19 protein-coding genes are annotated in these 20,216 nt (G+C 55.7%); 8 read left to right on the forward strand and 11 right to left on the reverse strand.

Translation table 11 applies throughout. The features are described 5' to 3' along the window. Positions 1–69 precede the first annotated feature (69 nt). Entirely contained in the window at positions 70–1,065 is a 996-nt protein-coding gene (locus tag SIK97_RS11265; protein WP_025106535.1) for a substrate-binding domain-containing protein, read from the reverse strand. A 534-nt stretch (positions 1,066–1,599) separates the two neighbouring features. Between SIK97_RS11265 and SIK97_RS11270 the strand changes: the two genes are divergently transcribed. Genes SIK97_RS11270 through SIK97_RS11290 form a run of 5 tightly spaced genes read left to right on the forward strand, consistent with a single transcriptional unit; the run spans position 1,600 to position 8,723 of the window. Further along, positions 1,600–2,859 carry an MFS transporter gene (locus SIK97_RS11270; protein ID WP_032751749.1) on the forward strand — a complete coding sequence of 420 codons (1,260 nt, stop codon included), beginning with the start codon at positions 1,600–1,602 and terminating at the stop codon, positions 2,857–2,859. A gap of 36 nt (positions 2,860–2,895) precedes the next feature. Then, positions 2,896–4,023: an acyl-protein synthase gene (locus SIK97_RS11275; RefSeq protein WP_032751755.1), complete on the forward strand. Its 1,128-nt coding sequence runs from the start codon at positions 2,896–2,898 to the stop codon at positions 4,021–4,023. Between the two features lies 1 nt (position 4,024). Continuing rightward, on the forward strand, positions 4,025–6,433 hold the full coding sequence (locus SIK97_RS11280; RefSeq protein ID WP_032751757.1) for an acyl-CoA reductase: 2,409 nt from the start codon (positions 4,025–4,027) through the stop codon (positions 6,431–6,433). Positions 6,434–6,474: 41 nt separating this feature from the next. Further along, positions 6,475–7,809: a phenylacetate--CoA ligase family protein gene (locus tag SIK97_RS11285; RefSeq protein WP_032751759.1), complete on the forward strand. Its 1,335-nt coding sequence runs from the start codon at positions 6,475–6,477 to the stop codon at positions 7,807–7,809. Then, positions 7,806–8,723, forward strand: a complete 918-nt coding sequence (locus SIK97_RS11290) for a GNAT family N-acetyltransferase (RefSeq protein WP_032693306.1) — start codon at positions 7,806–7,808, stop codon at positions 8,721–8,723. The genes SIK97_RS11285 and SIK97_RS11290 overlap by 4 nt, the downstream gene beginning before the upstream one ends. Positions 8,724–8,781: 58 nt before the next feature. On the opposite strand, the gene SIK97_RS11295 is transcribed toward SIK97_RS11290, so the two are convergent. Beyond that, positions 8,782–9,330, reverse strand: a complete 549-nt coding sequence (locus SIK97_RS11295) for a helix-turn-helix domain-containing protein (RefSeq protein WP_004855902.1) — start codon at positions 9,328–9,330, stop codon at positions 8,782–8,784. A 100-nt stretch (positions 9,331–9,430) separates the two neighbouring features. Here SIK97_RS11295 and SIK97_RS11300 point away from each other — a divergent pair, with 100 nt between their 5' ends. Both SIK97_RS11300 and SIK97_RS11305 read left to right on the forward strand, forming a co-directional pair. After that, the gene (locus SIK97_RS11300; protein WP_057173624.1) at positions 9,431–10,090 is read left to right on the forward strand and encodes an AzlC family ABC transporter permease; all 660 of its coding nucleotides are present in this window, start codon (positions 9,431–9,433) and stop codon (positions 10,088–10,090) included. After that, a complete protein-coding gene (locus tag SIK97_RS11305) occupies positions 10,090–10,413 on the forward strand; it encodes an AzlD domain-containing protein (RefSeq protein WP_009653628.1) in 324 nt (107 codons plus the stop codon). The genes SIK97_RS11300 and SIK97_RS11305 overlap by 1 nt, the downstream gene beginning before the upstream one ends. Positions 10,414–10,500: 87 nt before the next feature. Here the strand turns inward: SIK97_RS11305 and SIK97_RS11310 are convergent, their stop codons facing one another. The 9 genes from SIK97_RS11310 to fdhD form a co-directional block, all read right to left on the reverse strand. Then, positions 10,501–11,055 carry an AAA family ATPase gene (locus SIK97_RS11310; protein ID WP_014837010.1) on the reverse strand — a complete coding sequence of 185 codons (555 nt, stop codon included), beginning with the start codon at positions 11,053–11,055 and terminating at the stop codon, positions 10,501–10,503. After that, positions 11,052–11,489, reverse strand: coding sequence for a PTS sugar transporter subunit IIA (locus SIK97_RS11315; protein WP_014227381.1), 438 nt, complete (start codon positions 11,487–11,489; stop codon positions 11,052–11,054). Before SIK97_RS11315 ends, SIK97_RS11310 begins: the two co-directional genes overlap by 4 nt. Positions 11,490–11,498: 9 nt before the next feature. Next, complete coding sequence (locus SIK97_RS11320) at positions 11,499–11,768, reverse strand: hypothetical protein (RefSeq protein ID WP_014227380.1); 270 nt, start codon at positions 11,766–11,768, stop codon at positions 11,499–11,501. A 57-nt stretch (positions 11,769–11,825) separates the two neighbouring features. Then, positions 11,826–12,668 carry a class II fructose-bisphosphate aldolase gene (locus tag SIK97_RS11325; RefSeq protein ID WP_014227379.1) on the reverse strand — a complete coding sequence of 281 codons (843 nt, stop codon included), beginning with the start codon at positions 12,666–12,668 and terminating at the stop codon, positions 11,826–11,828. Further along, on the reverse strand, positions 12,655–14,022 hold the full coding sequence (locus SIK97_RS11330) for a PTS sugar transporter subunit IIC (protein ID WP_004855887.1): 1,368 nt from the start codon (positions 14,020–14,022) through the stop codon (positions 12,655–12,657). The genes SIK97_RS11325 and SIK97_RS11330 overlap by 14 nt, the downstream gene beginning before the upstream one ends. Then, on the reverse strand, positions 14,015–14,329 hold the full coding sequence (locus SIK97_RS11335; RefSeq protein WP_004855885.1) for a PTS sugar transporter subunit IIB: 315 nt from the start codon (positions 14,327–14,329) through the stop codon (positions 14,015–14,017). Before SIK97_RS11335 ends, SIK97_RS11330 begins: the two co-directional genes overlap by 8 nt. 11 nt (positions 14,330–14,340) lie before the next feature. Further along, on the reverse strand, positions 14,341–15,321 hold the full coding sequence (locus tag SIK97_RS11340) for a 6-phosphofructokinase (protein WP_004855882.1): 981 nt from the start codon (positions 15,319–15,321) through the stop codon (positions 14,341–14,343). 499 nt (positions 15,322–15,820) lie between these two features. Beyond that, positions 15,821–16,033, reverse strand: coding sequence for a YdgH/BhsA/McbA-like domain containing protein (locus SIK97_RS11345; RefSeq protein WP_004127125.1), 213 nt, complete (start codon positions 16,031–16,033; stop codon positions 15,821–15,823). A gap of 128 nt (positions 16,034–16,161) precedes the next feature. Continuing rightward, positions 16,162–16,998 (reverse strand): formate dehydrogenase accessory sulfurtransferase FdhD, encoded by an 837-nt coding sequence (gene fdhD / locus SIK97_RS11350; protein ID WP_025106528.1) that lies wholly within the window; start codon positions 16,996–16,998, stop codon positions 16,162–16,164. A 156-nt stretch (positions 16,999–17,154) separates the two neighbouring features. On the opposite strand from fdhD, the gene fdnG reads away from it, so the two are divergent. Then, the gene (fdnG, locus tag SIK97_RS11355; protein ID WP_014837000.1) at positions 17,155–20,205 is read left to right on the forward strand and encodes a formate dehydrogenase-N subunit alpha; all 3,051 of its coding nucleotides are present in this window, start codon (positions 17,155–17,157) and stop codon (positions 20,203–20,205) included. Positions 20,206–20,216: the final 11 nt, after the last annotated feature.

Raw genomic sequence — 20,216 nt, forward strand, 5'->3', positions numbered from 1 at the left:
TTTCGGGTGCCAACCAAAACGTTTCGGATCCGTGATCGAGTTCAGGAAATTAATCTGACGGGAGGAGAATCAGGCGGTTTCGCCGGGAATAAATTCAGGCTGCCAGAGCACCTGGAGAGAGGCGAGATCCTCGCCGGCGATTAAGCGGCGGACCATGGTGGCTATCTGGCGGCCCACGCCCTGCCGGGTGGACTGAACCACCGCGCCCACCGGGGTTTCGATGATGCTGTCCTGCGGCAAGCCGTCGTAAACCACCAGCGAGACGCGATCGGCGCCGGTGAGGCGTCCGAGCTGAGCCAGGGCCATCGCCGCGCCGTCGCCGTGGGTGTTGCAATCGGTGACAATCGCCGTTGGCGGTTCAGGCAAGCGCAGCAGCTCCATCGTTGCCTGAAACCCGCCGCGGCGGGTGGGCGGCACGCTGCGCAGCCAGGTTTCCGCCAGGCCCGCTTCGCGCAGCGCCTGCAGGTAACCGTTGCGGCGCTGGGTAATAAACGCCTGATTGTTATTTTCGCTCAGCAGCGCGATGCGCTGATGCCCCTGGCGAATCAGATGACGGGTGGCGCGGTACGTTCCCGCCTGGTTATCGAAATCAAACCAGGCGTAGGGCTGCGGCAGGCGGCTGCGCCCCAGGGCGAGAAAAGGAAAGCCGGAAGAGAGCAGCTGAATCAGACGCGGGTCGTCGTCCAGGGTATGGGCCACGATCAGCGCATCGACGCGACGACTCTGCACCATACGCATATAGCCGTGCTTATCGGCCTGTTCATCGTCGGCAATCAGCAGTAAATCAATCTCATAGCGCGCCAGCTCGTGACTGATTTCTCCCACCATTTCGAGAAAGACGTTGTTATTCAACGGCGCGGGGCGCACGGGAAAAACGAGGCCAACGGCGTCAATTTTGCCCATTTTCAGGCGGCGGGCGAAGGTATTTGGCCGATATCCACGGCGCTGGGCTTCGGCCTCCACGCGGGCGCGCGTCTCCTGCGACACGTCATCATAGCCGTTTAGCGCACGGCTGACGGTCGTTACCGAGATCCCAAGTTCTTTAGCAATGGCTTTCAGCGACATAAGTATCCCTGTCTTCGCGGGAGAATGCGGCTAGTGTCCCGCAATACGGGCATGGCGTCCAGCAAGAGCGACGCCGCGCGGCAATACCTGAACACCGCGGCCCTCGGCGCCTGATGATACGTCGCAAAGAAATGAGAGGCAGCAAGACCGTTTATTCAATGTGGCGGTAAATTAAACGCCCCCTTCCTCATAAGAAAGAGACGAAGATACGCTGTGATTCACCAAGCTGAATATATTTGAATCCGACAGGTTTACCCTATACAAATCATATGGTTGATAGATGAATGACTTGCGCGCTCAACCCTGGAAAAATAACGCAGCGTCTGGAAAACGCACATTTAATCCCCATAAATCATTCGATTTATTTTTAATTAAAATATGAAGTATGTATCGTAATTATAATTCGCAGTTAAAACAAACATGAACACGGTCTGTTCATTGATATTTATCAACTAAGAATCACTTGATAAAAGTTTTTAAAAAGAGGGAGTGATATAAAAGCAAAATAATGGAATATGTTAATAACAGGGTTTTATGTATAACTCACTACTGCCTGTTTCTTCACGGCACGCTTTATTTTTTTGTTTATTTCTTTCAACATTCGAGCTGTTAACTTATGTCGCCAGCGATGTAGTAATGCCGGGAATGCTAACGGTTATTAAAGATTTAAATGCTCAACCGCATTACGTACCGTGGTCACTTAATGCCTATTTACTTGGCGGCGTCAGCTTTCAGTGGCTTATTGGACCGGCGTCGGATAGATTTGGCCGCAGGCCTTTATTACTCATCGGCTGTGCGCTTTTTTCTGTTTCCTGCCTGGCCACGCCATGGGTAGACAATATCCAGGTTTTTACTCTCCTGCGGTTTATTCAGGGAATAGGTTTGGGGTTTGTGGTGGTGGTGAGCTATCCGGCCCTGCAGGAAGCATTCAACGAATCGGATGCGATCCGCTTAATTGCCCTGTTTGCCAATATCGCGCTGCTGTCGCCGCTGTTTGGCCCTTTGGTCGGTAGCGTTGTGCTTGCATACCTGTCATGGCGCACGCTTTTTATTGCTATCGCATTGATGGCGGGGCTCACTTGGTTCGGTTTGCTACGCTGGATGCCGGAGACGATCGGCGTTGTACGTGAGGATGGCAGTAAAATTGAATGTCAGCCGCTCGAGGTAAAAACCCTCGCGCGCGCTTATGGCGATTTGCTTACGAACCCACGCTGTATATCCGGCAGCGTTGCGCTTGGCCTCGTCGGGCTGCCGCTGATGGCGTGGATCGCGCTCTCCCCGCTGCTGCTGGTGCATCATCTAAAAATGAGTATGCTGGAGTACGCGCTATGGCAATTACCTGTTTTTGCGGCGTTGATTGCGGGGAATATCGTCCTTAACTTTACCGCTGAAAAATTTAAGCCGGAGCAGTTATTATACTTTTCACTCTCTCCCATATTTATCGGCATAATGCTGGCGCTGGTCATGACGCTAATATGGCAAAATATTATTGCGCTGATTATCGGCATGGCTATTTATGCTTTTGGCTTGGGCATTTGCAACGCCACGCTGTATCGCCTCACGCTATTTTCCAGCGAGCATGGAAAAGGTTCAGTATCGGCAATGATAGGCATGATTTCCGTCGCTATTTTTAGCCTCGGGGGGGCATTAATGGCCGGATTGGGCGCCGGCGACAGCCTCAGCGCATATATTATCGCGGCCACTATTCCGATGCTGGCAGCATTATTCATTATCGTTAATATATTCACCAGGCAGAAGAGGAGTAAAACGAAAATAACAGCTTCAGGCCATTAATCACTCACGGACGACTTTTTATTAAGGATGAATAAAATGGACACTTTATCCTGCGTCGATGCCCTCTGCGCACTCGACAGCCCTTATCATGAAGATAGCGATTCACAACGGCTCTTTGATGAAGCCATGCGTGAAATCGTTGCATTTCATGTTATGAATACGCCGGGCTACCGCCAGTGGCTGGCCCGCCACAATATTCCGGCAGATGCGGCCAATATAGATTCGTGGTCGCAGCTGCCGCCGATCTTTGCCGACTATTTCAAACAGAATCTGCCGATCGGCCGCTCCGGTGAGGATGCGCTTGAACTCACCTCTTCCGGTACCAGCGGGCAGAAAAGTCGAATGCGCTATGATGCGCGCAGTATCGGAGCCGCCCAGGGAATGGTCGATCGCATTTTCCGCCATTATGGCTGGGAAACGCCCGATGCGCCCTGCAACTACCTGCTCCTCAGCTACGAACCCGCCGATATCATCACGCTTGGCACCTCTTTTACCGACCAGTTCTTGTGTAAATACGCGCCGGTCAAACGCGCCGTTTACGCGCTGCGTCACACCGGGAGCGGGCATGAGTTCGCCCCTTTCGACGTGATTCGCGCGTTACAAGAGTTTGCTGAAGAGGGGTTACCGGTACGAATCCTGGGTTTCCCGGCATTTATGTGGTTCATACTTGAACGGATGCGAGAAATGCAGCTACCGCCGCTCCAGCTTCATCATCAATCGCTGGCCTTTTTCGGCGGCGGCTGGAAAACGCATGCCGACCGTGAAATCCCTAAATCCGCGTTCTATGCGCGGCTGACCCAACAGCTCGGGATCCCCGATAGCCGATGCCGCGACGGCTATGGTTCCGTGGAGCACTGCGTGCCCTACATTGAATGCGCGCATCACCATTTCCATATTCCCGTTTATTCCCGCGCCTGGATCCGCGATACCGCCTCTCTGGCGGTGAAAGATTATGGGCAGCGCGGTTTTATACAGTTTGTGTCGCCTTATATCACCTCCTGCCCTGCGCACAGCGTGGTCATGAGCGATCTTGCACAATTGCACCGCGCCGAAGAGTGCGGATGCGGTGTGACAACCGATTGGTTTGAGCTGCTGGGCCGGGCCAGCCATAGCAAAGCACGTAGCTGCGCACTGGCGGCGTCAGAACTGATTAAGGGAAATTAATATGTATCTCATTCAGGGAAAAAACTATCCCTCGCTCACGCCAGAAGAGGCCATCGCCATGTTGACGAGCGGGCTGGATAGCGCGCTGAGCCAACCGCCGCGTCCGGAAACCGTGCTTGCCTGCGCCGGGCGTTTTATCGAACAGCTAAAAGACCACGCTTTCCTTCCTCAACTGGGCCCGGCTTATCGGGAAGAGGTCAGAAAGTTTTGCCAACCGGACGCGCTGCGCCAAAAGCTCGAGCATGAGCTGGGCGATAACCCCTTCTCCGTGCGCCGCATTAACTACCGTGAACCGCAGTTTGAAGGCTGGCGTCCTTTGGGCGTCGTGGTGCATGTCACCCCAGCCAATGCGGAACTGCTTCCCTTCTTCGCAATAATAGAGAGCCTGCTGGTCGGGAATATTAACTGGCTGCGCCCGAGCGCCAGCGAACAAGGAATGACAATCGATCTGCTACGGGCGTTTATCCACTGCGATTTAACGGACCAGCTGGCTAACTTCGTCGCCGTGGTTCCCGTCGAAACCACGCGCCTTTCCCTACTGCTTACCCACGCCGATGGTATATCGGCCTGGGGTGGCGATACCGCCCTCGAGGCGATTCGTCAACAGCTCCCTGGCGGGTGTCGCTGGATCCCATGGGGACATAAAATCAGCTTTGCCTGGCTACAACCGGATGCCGTTAATGAAGAAAGCCTTCTCGCGCTGGCGGATGACGTTTGCTGTTTTGACCAGCAGGCCTGTTCCAGCCCGCAAATCGTTTTTGTTGATAGCGATGATTCGGCGGTATTGCAGGATATTGGCGAAAGACTGGCGGAGACCATGCGGCGCCGTCACGCACGGTGGCAACCGTTAATGCCCGATGAAAAGGCGGCGGCGGATATCACCCGCGCCGTCGCCTTCGCGCAGCTGGACGCCGTATTTGCCGGGGCTGACAACGCTGTGCTGGCAGGAGATGGCTGGCGCATCATTCAGCAACACACCTCGGCCATAACGCCTTCACCGCTGTTCCGAACCGTCCTGCTGCGGCCGCTACCGCAAAATAAAGTGATGCAAACGCTGCGCCCCTGGCGAACCCACCTGCAAACCTGCGGGCTGGTTGTCGCCGATCGGGACAGAATCCCCCTCAGCCAACTGCTGCTGGCAGCCGGCGTCAATCGAATTACCCCCGTCGGTAAAATGCATGACGGCTATCACGGCGAACCGCATGACGGCGTTTACGCCTTAAGTCAGCTGGCTCGCCGCGTCACCGTGACGCTGGATGCCGATGTCCTGCCGCAGCAGGCCACGCTCGATCCGAACCCGCCGCCGCCGATGCTGACGGCGCAGCAGCCGATTATGGATAAAACGGCATTCTTACAGCACGCAATGCGGCCCAGCGCCCAGCTTTTCTTTCGCAGCGGCGGCAGCAGCGGCGTGCCTAAACTCGCCGGGTTTACCTATCGCGACTATCGCCGCCAGATGCAGGCCGCCGCCGCAGGCATGTTCGCCGCCGGGCTGGATCCCGCCCACGACAAAGTGCTCAATCTGATGTACGCGGGCAATCTCTACGGTGGTTTACTCAGCTTTTTCACCCTACTGGAAATGCTTGAAGTGACCCATCTTCCCATGGGCGGCCCCCATGATGATGACTATCACGAGATCGCCCGGACCATTGTGAATCAGGGCGTTACCACGCTCATTGGTATGCCAAGCACGCTGTATCAGCTCTTTACGCGAGAAGAGGCCATTCTGCGCGACTACGGCGGTATTCAGAAACTGCTGCTGGGCGGCGAACATATGGGCGTCGCCCAGCGTGACTATATTCACGGTTTCGGGGTGAAAACCATTCGCTCGGCGCTGTATGGTTCGGTTGATGCCGGGCCGCTGGGACATGCCTGTACGCATTGCCCGGATGGCGTGTTTCACCTGATGACGGATATTCAATGGCTGGAGATTGTCGACCCGCTCGACGATCGGCCCGTCGCGCCCGGCGATGCCGGCCGCCTGCTCTTTACCTCGACGGCCCGCGAAGGTCAGAAGGTGATTCGTTATGACATCGGCGATATGGGCCGTTGGCTGCCGGGCGAATGCCCCTGCGGCGCCCCCAGCCCCCGCTTTGAACTTTTAGGCCGCCACGGCAGCCTGGTGCGTATCGGCACGATGTTTATTCAACCCCAGCGGCTGGCAACGCTCGCCGATGCCCCTGTTCAATTGATTCTTCAACATAACCCGCGCAGCGGGCTCGAATGTATCCACATCTTCACCGACGGCAATATTGATACTGTCAAACAGCGGGTCTGCACCGACCCTGAGCTCAAAATGGCATTGGACGCCCATTTGCTGGAGTTAGCCGTGACCAGCCGCCCGTTCAGCGAATTTGAACGGCATCCGCAAAGCGGCAAGACGCCGCTGGTCATTGATAAACGCCGTTGAGCGCACTCCCGCCGATCGGTTCACAATAAGGATATTTGAATATGACAACAGCAAAGATGATGGGTCACTTTGATCCGCAATCCACCCAAACGGAAGAAGTAGCCGTAAGCCCACCGGGTCTCGAACAGCTTGTCGAGAGGGTTCGCTGCCGCTCGCCTTTCTATGCCGAACACTATCGCCATCTCGCCACCCGCGGCTGGCAGTTGAAGGACCTGCCGCTTATTAATCCCGAACGCTACTGGGAGGGGAGCCAGGGCCTGAAAAACTGGCCCGTCCTCACCGGGCCGGTGGAGGACGGTATTGTCTTTAAGACCGGCGGTACCACCGGCGGCGGCAAGCTGTCGGTTTTTTCCCGCCAGGAGTGGCGTGCGTTCGTCACCAGTTTTGGCCGCAGCCTCTCCAGCCAGCTCAAGCCAGGCGCGCGCGTGGCAAATTTATTTTTCGCCGGTGATTTGTACGCGAGCTTCTTATTTATCCACGGCGCGCTTTCGCACATGTCGATACCGGTATGCGAGTACCCTTTCACCGGATCGCTTGAACCGCACACCCTCACCGAACAGATCGTCCAGCACGATATCAACGTACTGGTGGGCGTCCCGGCGATGCTGCTGCAATATGCGGCAGAGCTCGCTGGAAAAAACCGCCGTCTGCCCGGTATCGAGACCATCCTTTACGGCAGCGAGAGTCTTTTTACTGAACAGCTACAGCTGCTGAAATCCGCCTTTCCCAACGCCCGTATTGCTTCTATCGGCTGCGCCTGCGTGGATGCCGGGCTTATCGGACTCAGCACGCCGGATTGCCTGGCGGACGAGCATCGGGTCTTTGAACCCGAAACTATCGTGGAAATTATTGATGAAGCGACGGGCGAGCCGATCGACGAAATCAATCGTTCCGGAATGCTGGTGGTCACCAGCCTTACGCGCACGCTGATGCCGCTGATTCGCTATCCGGTAGGCGATTTGGCCGCCTGGCGTGAACCTCCGGGAAGCAAACATCGCAAGTTTATTTTGCAGGGACGCAGTAGCCTCGGGCACCGCTTGCGGGTAGGTTACGCCTCGCTATTTCCTGATGAAATAGCGGCCCTTATTACGGAAGAGATGGGGCATCAGCAGTGGCAGCTGATGCTGGAGCACGCCGATAACCGGGATCGTTTGAGCTTACGTATCGCCTTTTCCGGTACCCGGCAGCAGGCCGACAGGCTCTGCGGTCAATTACTCGCCAGGGATCACGCTCTCGCAGAACTACAGGCTGCCGGCCAGCTGTGCGTTCAGGTTCACTGGTGCAGCCAGGCGGAACTTATCCGCAATACCCGAACAGGTAAGCTGCAGCGGGTGATCGACAAACGCGCCTACCTCGCGCAGGAGGCGGTGAAATGATTGAAATCAGAGCGTTCCAGCGACAAGACGGCGAAGGCATCAGCGCCTTATTTCGCACGGTTTATGGCGATCGCTATGTCTATCCTGATATCTATATGCCCAGCCTGATTGGCTGGCGCAACGCCCGGGACGAATGGCACAGCGCGATAGCCGAACAGAATGGCATCATCATCGGGCATGCCGCCTTATGGCGGCACCACGCGGATAAGCAGACGGCCGAACTGGCCATGTTCGCGGTGCACCCCGCCTTCAGAAACCGGGGCGTAGCCACCCAACTGGGGGAATATTTGCGTCTTGCCGCAAGCAGGCTTGGCCTGGGCACGCTAACCATCAAAATGGTATCCAGCCATCCACACTCGCAGCGCCTGGCGCAGAGGCTGGGCTTTTACTCAACGGGGTTGCTCAGAGATTACGTCCCCTCCCCCTTTCAATCCGGCCTGCGTGAAAGCATTATCCTCGGCGTATTACCCTTGCAGCCACGCCCCGTCCCGCTCACCGCGGATGATAGCCGTGATGATGGTTGGATAAACTTGCTAAAGGAAAAATTTGGCGCGGCGCAGATCCCGCCCGCCAGGGAAACTTGTGCAGCCCCCGTTGAAATTGCCCTTTGTGATGATCGGGTGGACGTCACGATGAATATATCAACGCAACAGATGGTCGACGAGATTTCCCGACTGCCGGCCCGTAAACTGATTTATATCCGGGCGCGCGTGGATGGCGCGCTGATGTCGCTACGACCCAGGCTGCGGCGAGCAGGTTTTACCGATATGGGGCTGGAGCCAGCGGCCGGAGGAGAGTGGTTCTGGCTGCTGCAGCGCGGCTATCATCCCCGGCAGCTCGACCTCTCCTGCCCTATCGCTATTGCCCTGCAGAAAACGGCCGATGGCGATATCAATCATAACGCGCGCGCCTGACAATCCCTTTTATCTGACGCCTGTTTTTGGCACACCGAAGGCCCAGTGTCGGGCCTGACTAGTTCTGCTCGGCGACCAGCAGCGCCTGGGTATCCGGCTCCAGCGCCTGGAAAACGTGCTCCCGATCGGCGGGATAGCAGATGTAATCTCCCTCCCCCAGCTCCTCCGGCGCTTCCGTCAGGCCGACCCGCGCGCGCCCCTGGGTGACAATAATATGCTCCACCGAACCCGGCGGATGAGGGTGGGAAATGCGGTCCGCGCCCGGCTGGGTCAGCAGGAGATAAATATCGCGCCGCGCGCCCGGCGGGCAGGCGGCCAGTAAAATCGCCTGATAGTTTGCCTGCTCGGCGATCACTTTCGTTCCCTCGCCGCGGCGGATCACCTGGGTGGTATTCACCTGCGGCTCCAGCAGCCGGGCAAAGGGGATATCGAGGGCCACGCACAGCGCCCAGAGGGTTTCCAGGCTCGGGTTACCGTTGCCGGACTCCAGCTGCGATAACGTTGATTTGGCGATTCCCGCCCGTCGCGCAACTTCGGCAAGGGAAAGACCGGTGCGCGCGCGTTCCCGCACCAGGCTTTTGGCAATCAGGCTAATTGGCTGAGTCATACAGCCCTCCGTGTTTTTTATAACGAACGTTTCGTTCGTCTTGAAATGCGATTCTGTTGCGTTCATTATAATGGAAATTCGTTCGATATGGCTAAAGAGTATGAAACAACACTTCGCTACGCTTAAAGGCGACACCCTCAGAGCAATTGTTTTAGTCTGCCTCGCGGTAGGCATCGTCGGGATGTCCTACGGCTCGCTGGCCGTCGCCTACGGCTTCCCGATTTGGGTCCCCTTTGTGCTTTCGGTTTGCGTCCTGGCGGGAGCCTCAGAGTTTATGTTTATCGGCATTGTCGCCAGCGGCGGCAACCCGCTGGCGGCAGCGGCGGCCGGTTTGCTGGTCAACGCGCGGCATATTCCCTTCGGCGTGACGGTTCGCGACCTGGTCGGCCAGCGCGCCGCCAGCTTCCTCGGCTGCCATATTATGAACGATGAAAGCGTGGTGTTTGGTCTGTCGCAGAAAACCCCCGAGCAGTGGCGGGCCGCCTACTGGCTGTGCGGCCTGGGCGTGGCGCTGATCTGGCCGTTGGGGGCGCTCCTGGGCGCGGGGGTCGGCAAACTGCTCCCGGCCCCGGAAACCATTGGCCTCGATGCGGTATTCCCGGCGATTCTGCTGGCGCTGGTGGTGCCGGCCTTTAAAAACCGCACCACCCTGATCCGCGCCTGCAGCGGAGCGGCCCTGTCGCTGGCCGCCGTTCCTTTCGCACCGGTTGGCCTGCCGGTTTTGCTGTCGCTGTTTGGCCTGCTGACGAGGAAAAAATAATGGGCAATATGACGCTATTTATCGCCGGTATTGCGATTCTGTCGCTGGGCACCTACTTAATGCGTTTAGGCGGGGCGAAGCTCGGCAGCCGGCTGGCGTTTTCCGAGCGCGCCCAGGCCCTGCTCTCCGATGCGGCGACGGTGCTGCTCTTTTCCGTGGCGCTGGCGACCACCTTTTACGAAGGCGAACATTTTGCCGGGATGGCGCGGGTGCTGGGCGTGGGCCTGGCGGTGTTCCTCGCCTGGCGTAAGATGCCGCTGATCGTGGTGATTATCGCCGCCGCCGTGGCGACGGCGCTGCTGCGGATGGCGGGCGTCGCCTGATCCGGCCTACGAAACGCGAAACATCATATTGTTATGCAATTGTAGGCCGTGCCAGCGAAGCGCCGCCGGGCAGCTGCCCTTAAGGGCTTACGCTATTTGTGCTTCGATCCAACGGGTAGCGGACGCCATATCCAGCGGCTTGTGCTGATCCACGGTGAACACCGGCCCCAGCCGCATCGGTTCCGCCTGCTGCGCCAGCTGCGCCAGTTCCGGAAGATACTCCTCGCCCGGGTGCCCCGGCTTACGATCCTGCAACCGGCTGGCATAGCGCGACACCGCAAGCTCAGGCGAGATGTGGTTCCAGACCTCCAGCACTTTCTCTACGCCCGCGCGTTGCAGCAGCTGCTGTAGCGTGTCGCGCGGTTGAAAGCCAAACCAGGCGTCAATGAGCCAGATACAGCCTGCCGGCGACTGGCCGACGATCGACCAGATGACTTCATACGCGGCGCAGCCCAGCTGCCGGTTGAAGGTCCGGTCGATCCCGGTAAAGCACGCCATAAACGGCTCTTTAATACCGTCTATGGTCAGATGCGGCAGATTAAACGCTGCCGATAGCTGCCGGGTGACGGTGCTTTTACCCGATGCGGGAATGCCATTAATTAAAATCACCGTTTTGCAGCCGGGTGTGAGATGTCTGTTCATAACAACGCGACGACCTCCTCTCTGCTGCTGGCGGCCCGCAGCTTCGCCATGGTCTCGTTATTATCAAGCAGAGCGACAATCGCCCGAATCCCCTCTTCAATATGGGCATTGCTGTCCTGCGCGCCGAACATAATGACGATATCCGCCTTCTCGCTATCGGCAAATTGAATCGGCTTATTCAACACCACAAGGCTGAAGCAGTTGCGTTTGACGCCACATTCCGGCCTGGCGTGAGGGATGGCGACACCTTCATCAAACACGTAATAGGCGCCATGATGCAGGGTATTATCGATCACCGCCTGGCCGTAATCTGCCGAGATATAGCCTTTTGCAACCAGCGGGCTGGCCGCCAGCTGGATCACCTTCTGCCAGTCGGACTCCGTGACGCCGACCTGAATCGCATCGGCCTCAATCAGCAGTTCTTTTATCGTCATTATCACTTCCTATATATTATGGCGAATAATGTTACGTAACTCATCAATGCGCATAAAAAGCGCATCGATTTCCTCGCGATGCGTATGACTTTTGGCATAGACCGACAGCGCCCGGTTATATATCAGCATTAATGCTTTCTGCACTTCGCCATTAGCCGGGTTGCCCCGTAACTCGCCTTCCAGCCTGGCAATTTCCCCCGCCAGCTGGCGAGACTGTTCGTCATAATCCTGCGGGGGTTGATTCTCTTTTTTCCACAGCGTTTTCAAAGATTCAAACATAGCGAGCTCCTCCCCGACGGACAGCAGGGCAACGGAATACGGTTTAAAAATATGCGTTTATTTAAACAGAGCGATTTTTTCCATTAATACATGGGTGACCGCGTTATTCGCCGGAATTAAAAATTTGCGCACGCTGTCGTTCACTTTGCCTTTTTCAAACGTGCTTTTACATTGATCGACCCACTGCACATTCATTTCAGTGCCGACGTTCACCTTGTTGATACCTTCAGTGACGGCCAGGCGCATATCTTCATCGCTGACGCCGGTGCCGCCGTGCAGCACTAACGGCACGCCGGTCGCGGCGCTAATCTCTTTCAGCCGCTGGTGCTGAATTTGCGCCTTACCGGTATACAGGCCGTGCACCGTGCCCACGGAGACCGCCAGCATATCCACCTGCGTCTCCTCCACAAAGCGTTTGGCGTCCTCCACCGTGGTGAAGCAGATATCCTCCGCGGCCACGGCTTTGCCATCTTCCGATCCGCCGATCGCCCCCAGCTCGCCTTCTACCGTGATATTCCGCGGGCGCGCCATTTCCACCACGATGCGGGTATTGCCAATATTCTCTTCCAGATCCAGATGGGAGCCGTCGTACATCACCGATGAAAATCCGGCATCCATGGCCGTTTCAATGGCGCTGATATCAGAGCAGTGATCCAAGTGCAGGCAGGTCGGCACGTTTTCACTTTCCGCTAATGAACGAACCGCATCCACCAGTAAACGATAGCCGAGATATTCCGCCGTCCCGGTAGAGATTTGAATCATTAATGGGCTATCGCTTTGTTGCGCCGCTTTAAAAAAGGCGGGCAGCATTTCAATACAGTGCAAATTAAATGAGCCAATGGCTTTAAAATCTCTTTCCTGCGCAATTTTCAGAATAGCGTTGAAGTTATACAGACTCATGAACATTTTCCCCTTTCGGCTTCGCTGATTTACCGTTTACGAACCATGCCAGTGCGGCAACAAAAACAATGAACAAGGCGACAAAGAGCCAGTTGTTCTGGAAGGCGTGGCCTAATACCAGACCGGAACTAATAACGTCCGAATCGCTGAAGGTGACGCCGGTAAAACCGTAGCTTTCCAGCATCGGTACCAAAATGGCGGGCAGGAAGGTGATAAACAGGCCGTGAATGACGCCGCCAATCATCGCCCCGCGGCGGCCGCCCAGCGCGTTACCGAAGACGCCCGCCGTACCGCCGGCAAAAAAGTTGGTTAACAGACCGGGCAGGATCATCGCCAGGCCAAACATCGGGAACACCAGCATGCCAATGATGGAGCCGACGGTCGTCGCCAGGAAGCCGACGATCACCGCATTGGGCGCATACGGGAACAGCACCGGGCAATCCAGCGCAGGCTTAGCGTCCGGGACAATGCGCATCGCAATTCCGCGAAATGCCGGCACCAGCTCGTTGAGCAACAGGCGCACGCCGCTGTAGAGAACGAATACCCCCGCCACAAACTGAATGGACTGCATAAAGGCGTACATCAGGTAGTTAATGCCGTTGGAGAACTGAGCGATATATTCCGGGCCCGCCGCAATCGCGGGAATGAGATACATCGGCACCATCACCACAGCCATCGCGAGATAGGTGTCCTGGAGGAACTTAAAGTTATCCGGTAATTCAAGATCTTCCGTTGAGCGGGAACCTTTACCCACCACTTTAGCCACCGCCGCCTGCACCAGATAGCCGATAGTGCAGAAATGCCCCAGCGCCACGTCATCGGAACCGGTGATGCGCCTGACGACCGGCTGCGCCAGGGCGGGCATCAGTACCGCCATCACGCCGCCGAAAATACCGCCGGTTAAAATCAGCGGCAGTCCGGTCAGCCCGGCTTTATAGCCAATCACCGCGCCGATGGTTGCCATCCACAGCAGCGCCTGGCCGGTCAGAAAGATATATTTCAGCGGCGTCAGGCGGGCGATAATGATGTTGACGGCAAAAATCACCATCAGGGTCAGCGCGACTTCGGAACCTAATTCACGGTTGGCTAATCCGGCGATGGCGGCGACATCGGTAATGTAGCCTTTCATGCCGAATCCCTGCGTGAAGATATCGTTAAGGAACGTTAGCGTGGCGACAATAATGTTGATGCCGGCCATCATAATTAAGAAACCGAGCAGCGTTTTAAACGTCCCCTCCGCCGTTTTGCCCGCTGATTTTTTTTGCAGAATCAGGCCCAGCATCGCAATAAATGCAATTAATATTGAAGCCTGGCCGAGTAAATCTTTAACGATAAACTCTACAAAGCTATTCATAGTCCGCTACCTTCAGGTTACGCTCTTTTAAGAATGCGACGATCTTAGCTTCAATTTCATCTTTATCGGTGAGCTTATGCAGTACCACCACGCGTTTAATTTCTTCCGCACTGGCATCCGCCGTTAATATATCGGCGAAGGTTTTTTGCGTCAGAATCATATCTGATTTAAACGCCCCGGCTTCGGAAATAGTGGTATGTTCAATCTGTGCGGGAATCTCCAGCTTCTTTAAAACTGCCTTCGCCGTCATTTCAATGGCAAAGCTTGAACCGAGGCCGCAGCCACATACGCATAGAATTTTCAGCATGTAGGGTCTCCTCAAATAATATTGAGTTGTTTGGCAAGTTTATAATGATGTCCTTCAGTGTCGACCAGACGTTTTTTCATACTAACTAAATCAATCGGAATAGGTTTGTTGCTTGAATTAATTATGATGGCTTTATTTTTCATCCCTGACTGAATACAGCGAACCACTTCACTGGCCATAATCGTGCCCTGGTAAATTTCTTCACAGGTCGGATCGCCATTGCGCAAACCGTAGCCTACGATGGTTTTACGAATACGCACGCCAATTTGCGGTTCAAGCTGCTTAATCATGGTATCAATGGCCCCCTGAAAGCCGGGGGAGTACTCCCTGGTGTAGCCTTCAGAGCACAGGATCACCACGCTGTTCTGCTGTGTCAGCTTATGCTTCACCCGCTCGGCCAGCGTTTCTAACGGCATCTGCGATTCCGGAATCAGGGCGATATCAGCATTAGATTTAATCGCGGATTGCAGCGTTAACTCTCCACAATAGCCTCCTAATATTTCGACCATAAAGACGCGGCCCGGTAATGCTCTTCCGGTATTTCTTAAACGGGAAACCTCCTTAATAATCTGCTCGCAGGCGGTGGAAAAACCAATGGTATAATCGCTGCCGTATACATCATTATCGATAGTCATCCCGACGCCAAAGCAGTTAATATCAAATTCGCTCAGCGTATTGAGAAACTGCAGGCTGCCGTCGCCGCCGGCCATAATCAGCACATCAATGCGCAGTGATTTAATTTTTTTAGCTATGGTTTCATATTCACTGCGCAGCAGCCTGCGGCTGGTTCGCCCGGAGGTGATGATCGGAATAGAGGCAATGGAGAAATCAACCAGATCGCGCCAGGCGACTTCGTGATGATTTTTATCCAGCAGTCCGGGTATTCCGCCATTAAAAAGGGTGATATCGGCACTCGCCAGTCTGGCTATCTGGAATATAAAATTATTAATTCCAGAAACATCGCCGCCGCTAATAACCATGCCAATTTTCATTGCCTGTCTCCGTTGCTTTGCTTGCCCACATTTTTCCCTGAGTTCAAGACCGTTATTTGCAATAGAGATCACAATATGCTGATAAATTCCTCCGAGCCTAATATTGACAGTGGGTTTATTTCCTCATTTTTTGTGATGCATATCTCTTTTATAAAATGAGATCGCCTTAACAATTATCTTTTTATTTTCTTTAAGATCATTAAGTTGCTTGAAGCGATAATTGCGCGGGTGGGCTGCCTGTTTTCTCCCATAAACCCAGCGATGATGAAAAGACAGAAATGTGATAAATAGCGCATTTTTTTGCGTCAGGAAGGTCCACGGCTTTCTCATCTGTTGTCTGCCTTCTTGCAGGGACCAACACGTAAAGCTGCATTCAGCCTGTTTTGATTCTGATATCGCCGCCCCTCACGGCAAAAGCACCTGCGTTAAGCCCCCTGGGAATAAATCTCAGACACAAAAAAAGCGCCCCTTGGGCGCTCTTTCGACAGTAGCTTTACGCTTATTTATTCAGTTCCGCAGTCATGTGCACGCGGTTACCGGTAAACGCTTCGGTAATTTTGTAAGATGAAGCGCCAGCGGCCTGGGCCTGAGCGGCGATTTTCGCTTCCGCACCGTCCATCGTTGCGGCGGTCGCGGTCACGGTTTCCGCAGCGAAAGAACCAAAAGAAGCGGCCAGAGCGATAACTGCGACAAAAGTTTTGATGCTTTTCATGATATAAACCCTTTACGTTAGTTGTTTGAATAAGGCGCCGTGCCTTGATGTGATAAATAGTAGCCCTCACATCGCCAAACAAAAAGCGGAAGGATTTGTTGTCATCATTCAAAAAAACTGACTTAAATTTAACCCGCGATTAACCGCTGCGGATGCGTGTAAACGGTAGCCCTGCCCGGCTTGCAGAATCCCACCAGCGTCAGGTTGCAGCGCTCGGCGACGTCAACCGCCAGCGTGGTCGCGGCAGAGACCGCAAAGAGGATTTCCACCCCGCACATGGCCGCCTTCTGCACCATTTCATAGCTGGCGCGGCTGGAGACCAGCGCCGCGCCGTTCTGCCAGGCGCCTTCTGATTCCGCGCGGTGTCCCAGGAGCTTGTCCAGCGCCACGTGGCGACCCACGTCTTCATGGCCGCCCGCGAGCTCGCCGGAAGGACTTACCCAGGCGGCAGCGTGAGTACAGCCGGTAAGGCGGCCTATCGGCTGAAAATCATGCAGGTGCGCCAGCGCGCGATCGAGATTCGCCAGATCGAACGTCTGGGTAAAGGGCAGCGGCTGCACGGGCTTCCCGATATCGTTGAGCTGCTCAACGCCGCATACGCCGCAGCCGGTGCGTCCGGCCAGCGCGCGACGGCGCTCTTTCAGCCCCATAAAGCGGCGGCTGGAGAGTTCGATTTGTACTTCCAGGCCGTTACAGGCCTGAACGACGTCCATACCATAAATCTCGCCCCGGTTTTCGATAATCCCTTCGGATAAGGAAAAGCCGACGGCGAACTGCGCCAGGTCTTTCGGCGTCGCCATCATCACCACGTGCGAGATGCCGTTATAAACCAGCGCAACGGGTACCTCTTCAGCTAACTCGTCTGGCTGAGGATGTTGCAAATTTTGGCGCTTCCAGAGCGACACCTGGCGATAACCTGTGATATCTGTCACATTTTCGATTTGTTCAAGAGGCTTCTTGTTCACTTTGTCTTAACCGTATTGGAACAGGCATACACACAATGTGGTATTCTGTTTATATCCCTTCGGGAACGAGGGAAATTACCCCCAATTCTGAACCTTTGCGGCCCTTACCGCAAAGCAAATAACTATACGTGACAATGTCGAAACAAGGAGCGAACCATGCAGGTCAGCAGAAGGCAGTTCTTTAAGATCTGCGCTGGCGGTATGGCAGGAACCACGGCAGCGGCGCTGGGCTTTGCGCCCGGTTTAGCACTCGCGGAAACACGGCAGTACAAGCTGCTGCGCACCCGCGAAACCCGTAACACCTGCACTTACTGTTCCGTTGGCTGCGGGCTGTTAATGTACAGCCTCGGCGACGGCGCAAAAAATGCCAAAGCGTCTATCTTCCATATCGAAGGTGACCCGGACCATCCGGTCAACCGTGGCGCGCTCTGCCCTAAAGGGGCCGGTCTGGTGGACTTTATCCATTCCGAAAGTCGCCTGAAATTTCCGGAATACCGTGCGCCAGGCTCTGATAAATGGCAGAAAATCAGCTGGGATGAAGCGTTCGATCGCATCGCTAAGCTGATGAAAGAGGACCGCGACGCCAACTTTGTCGCGCAGAATAGCGAAGGCACCACCGTCAACCGCTGGCTAACCACCGGTATGCTGTGCGCCTCCGCCTCCAGTAACGAAACCGGTTATTTAACCCAGAAATTTACCCGCGCGCTCGGTATGCTCGCGGTCGACAACCAGGCGCGCGTCTGACACGGACCAACGGTAGCAAGTCTTGCTCCAACATTTGGTCGCGGTGCGATGACCAACCACTGGGTCGACATCAAGAACGCCAATCTCGTCGTGGTGATGGGCGGCAACGCCGCTGAAGCTCACCCGGTTGGATTCCGCTGGGCAATGGAAGCCAAGATTCGCAACGGCGCGAAGCTGATTGTGATCGATCCGCGCTTTACGCGTACCGCGGCGGTAGCTGATTTCTATACCCCAATTCGTTCCGGTACTGACATTACCTTCCTGTCAGGCGTCATCCTGTACCTGTTGAACAACGAAAAAATTAACCGTGAATATACCGAGGCTTACACCAACGCCAGCCTGATCGTGCGTGAGGATTACAGCTTTGAAGACGGTCTGTTCAGCGGCTACGACGCCGAAGCCCGCAAGTACGATAAAACGTCCTGGAACTATGAGCTGGATGAGAACGGCTTTGCCAAACGCGATACCACGCTGCAGCATCCGCGCTGCGTCTGGAACCTGCTGAAGCAGCACGTTTCCCGCTATACGCCGGAAGTTGTCGAAAACATCTGCGGAACGCCAAAAGCTGACTTCCTCAAAGTCTGCGAGTACATCGCGGAAACCAGCGCGCACGATAAAACTGCCTCGTTCCTGTACGCGCTGGGCTGGACGCAGCACTCCATCGGCGCGCAGAACATCCGCACCATGGCGATGATCCAGCTGCTGCTCGGCAATATGGGCATGGCGGGCGGCGGCGTAAACGCCCTGCGCGGCCACTCCAATATTCAGGGTCTTACCGACCTGGGACTGCTGTCACAGAGCCTGCCTGGCTATATGACGCTGCCGAGCGAGAAACAGACTGACCTGCAAACCTACCTCGCCGCCAACACGCCGAAACCGCTGTTGAAGGACCAGGTGAACTACTGGGGTAATTACCCGAAATTCTTCGTCTCAATGATGAAGGCCTTCTTTGGCGATAAAGCCACGGCGGAAAACAGCTGGGGCTTTGACTGGCTACCGAAGTGGGATAAGGGCTACGACGTCCTGCAATATTTCGAGATGATGAACCAGGGCAAAGTGAACGGCTATATCTGCCAGGGCTTCAACCCGGTAGCGTCGTTCCCGAACAAAAACAAGGTTGTCGCGTCGCTGTCGAAGCTTAAGTTCCTGGTGACCATCGACCCGCTCAACACCGAAACCTCCACCTTCTGGCAAAACCACGGGGAGTCGAACGACGTCGATCCGGCGAAAATCCAGACCGAAGTGTTCCGCCTGCCGTCCACCTGCTTCGCCGAAGAGAACGGTTCTATCGTTAACTCCGGCCGCTGGCTGCAGTGGCACTGGAAAGGCGCGGACGCCCCGGGGATTGCGACCACCGACGGTGAGATCCTTGCCGGTATCTTCTTACGCCTGCGCAAGATGTACGCCGAACAGGGCGGACCGGCGCCGGAACCGGTGCTGAACATGACGTGGAACTACGCCACGCCGCATGAACCAGCGTCGGAAGAAGTGGCAATGGAGAGCAACGGCAAGGCGCTGGCAGACATTACCGACCCGGCAACCGGGGCGGTGATCGTCAAGAAAGGCCAGCAGCTCAGCTCGTTTGCGCAGCTGCGTGACGACGGCACGACTTCCAGCGGCTGCTGGATCTTCGCCGGTAGCTGGACGCCTGACGGCAACCAGATGGCGCGTCGCGATAACGCCGATCCATCGGGCCTCGGCAATACGCTGGGCTGGGCATGGGCGTGGCCGCTTAACCGCCGCATTCTGTATAACCGCGCCTCCGCGGACCCGCAGGGTAAACCGTGGGATCCGAAGCGCCAGCTCCTGAAATGGGACGGCGCGAAGTGGGGCGGCGTGGATATTCCAGACTACAGCGCCGCGGCGCCGGACAGCGATGTCGGGCCGTTTATCATGCAGCCGGAAGGGATGGGGCGTCTGTTCGCTATCGATAAGATGGCGGAAGGGCCGTTCCCGGAACACTACGAGCCGTTTGAAACGCCGCTGGGCACCAACCCGCTGCACCCGAACGTGGTCTCTAACCCGGCTGCTCGCGTCTTTAAAGGCGACCTTGAGCAGATGGGCAAAGCGGAGAAATTCCCTTACGTCGGTACTACTTACCGCCTGACCGAGCACTTCCACTACTGGACCAAGCACGCGCTGCTTAACGCCATCGCGCAGCCGGAACAGTTCGTGGAGATCGGCGAGAAGCTGGCGAACAAGCTCGGCATCGCCCATGGCGATACCGTGAAGGTCTCCTCTAACCGCGGCTATATCAAAGCCAAGGCGGTGGTGACCAAGCGTATTCGCACGCTGAAAGCGGACGGTAAGGATATCGATACTATCGGTATTCCGATTCACTGGGGCTACGAAGGCGTGGCGAAGAAAGGGTTTATCGCTAATACCCTGACGCCGTTTGTCGGTGATGCGAACACGCAAACGCCGGAGTTCAAGGCTTTCCTCGTGAACGTGGAAAAGGCGTAACGGAGACGAAT

Source organism: Klebsiella sp. JN_Kp126 (genome assembly GCF_033843325.1).
In the GTDB taxonomy this organism is placed as follows: Bacteria; Pseudomonadota; Gammaproteobacteria; order Enterobacterales; family Enterobacteriaceae; genus Klebsiella; species Klebsiella michiganensis.

Bases quoted from the DNA above. Each gene is read 5' to 3' on its own strand.
- SIK97_RS11275 (WP_032751755.1), top strand. From the start codon at position 2,896: ATGGACACTTTATCCTGCGTCGATGCCCTCTGCGCACTCGACAGCCCT.
- SIK97_RS11300 (WP_057173624.1), top strand. From the start codon at position 9,431: ATGAAACAACACTTCGCTACGCTTAAAGGCGACACCCTCAGAGCAATT.
- SIK97_RS11315 (WP_014227381.1), bottom strand. From the start codon at position 11,489: ATGACGATAAAAGAACTGCTGATTGAGGCCGATGCGATTCAGGTCGGC.
- SIK97_RS11320 (WP_014227380.1), bottom strand. From the start codon at position 11,768: ATGTTTGAATCTTTGAAAACGCTGTGGAAAAAAGAGAATCAACCCCCG.
- SIK97_RS11325 (WP_014227379.1), bottom strand. From the start codon at position 12,668: ATGAGTCTGTATAACTTCAACGCTATTCTGAAAATTGCGCAGGAAAGA.
- SIK97_RS11345 (WP_004127125.1), bottom strand. From the start codon at position 16,033: ATGAAAAGCATCAAAACTTTTGTCGCAGTTATCGCTCTGGCCGCTTCT.
- SIK97_RS11330 (WP_004855887.1), bottom strand. From the start codon at position 14,022: ATGAATAGCTTTGTAGAGTTTATCGTTAAAGATTTACTCGGCCAGGCT.
- SIK97_RS11340 (WP_004855882.1), bottom strand. From the start codon at position 15,321: ATGAAAATTGGCATGGTTATTAGCGGCGGCGATGTTTCTGGAATTAAT.
- SIK97_RS11310 (WP_014837010.1), bottom strand. From the start codon at position 11,055: ATGAACAGACATCTCACACCCGGCTGCAAAACGGTGATTTTAATTAAT.
- SIK97_RS11335 (WP_004855885.1), bottom strand. From the start codon at position 14,329: ATGCTGAAAATTCTATGCGTATGTGGCTGCGGCCTCGGTTCAAGCTTT.
- SIK97_RS11265 (WP_025106535.1), bottom strand. From the start codon at position 1,065: ATGTCGCTGAAAGCCATTGCTAAAGAACTTGGGATCTCGGTAACGACC.
- SIK97_RS11295 (WP_004855902.1), bottom strand. From the start codon at position 9,330: ATGACTCAGCCAATTAGCCTGATTGCCAAAAGCCTGGTGCGGGAACGC.
- SIK97_RS11280 (WP_032751757.1), top strand. From the start codon at position 4,025: ATGTATCTCATTCAGGGAAAAAACTATCCCTCGCTCACGCCAGAAGAG.
- SIK97_RS11290 (WP_032693306.1), top strand. From the start codon at position 7,806: ATGATTGAAATCAGAGCGTTCCAGCGACAAGACGGCGAAGGCATCAGC.
- SIK97_RS11305 (WP_009653628.1), top strand. From the start codon at position 10,090: ATGGGCAATATGACGCTATTTATCGCCGGTATTGCGATTCTGTCGCTG.
- SIK97_RS11285 (WP_032751759.1), top strand. From the start codon at position 6,475: ATGACAACAGCAAAGATGATGGGTCACTTTGATCCGCAATCCACCCAA.
- SIK97_RS11270 (WP_032751749.1), top strand. From the start codon at position 1,600: ATGTATAACTCACTACTGCCTGTTTCTTCACGGCACGCTTTATTTTTT.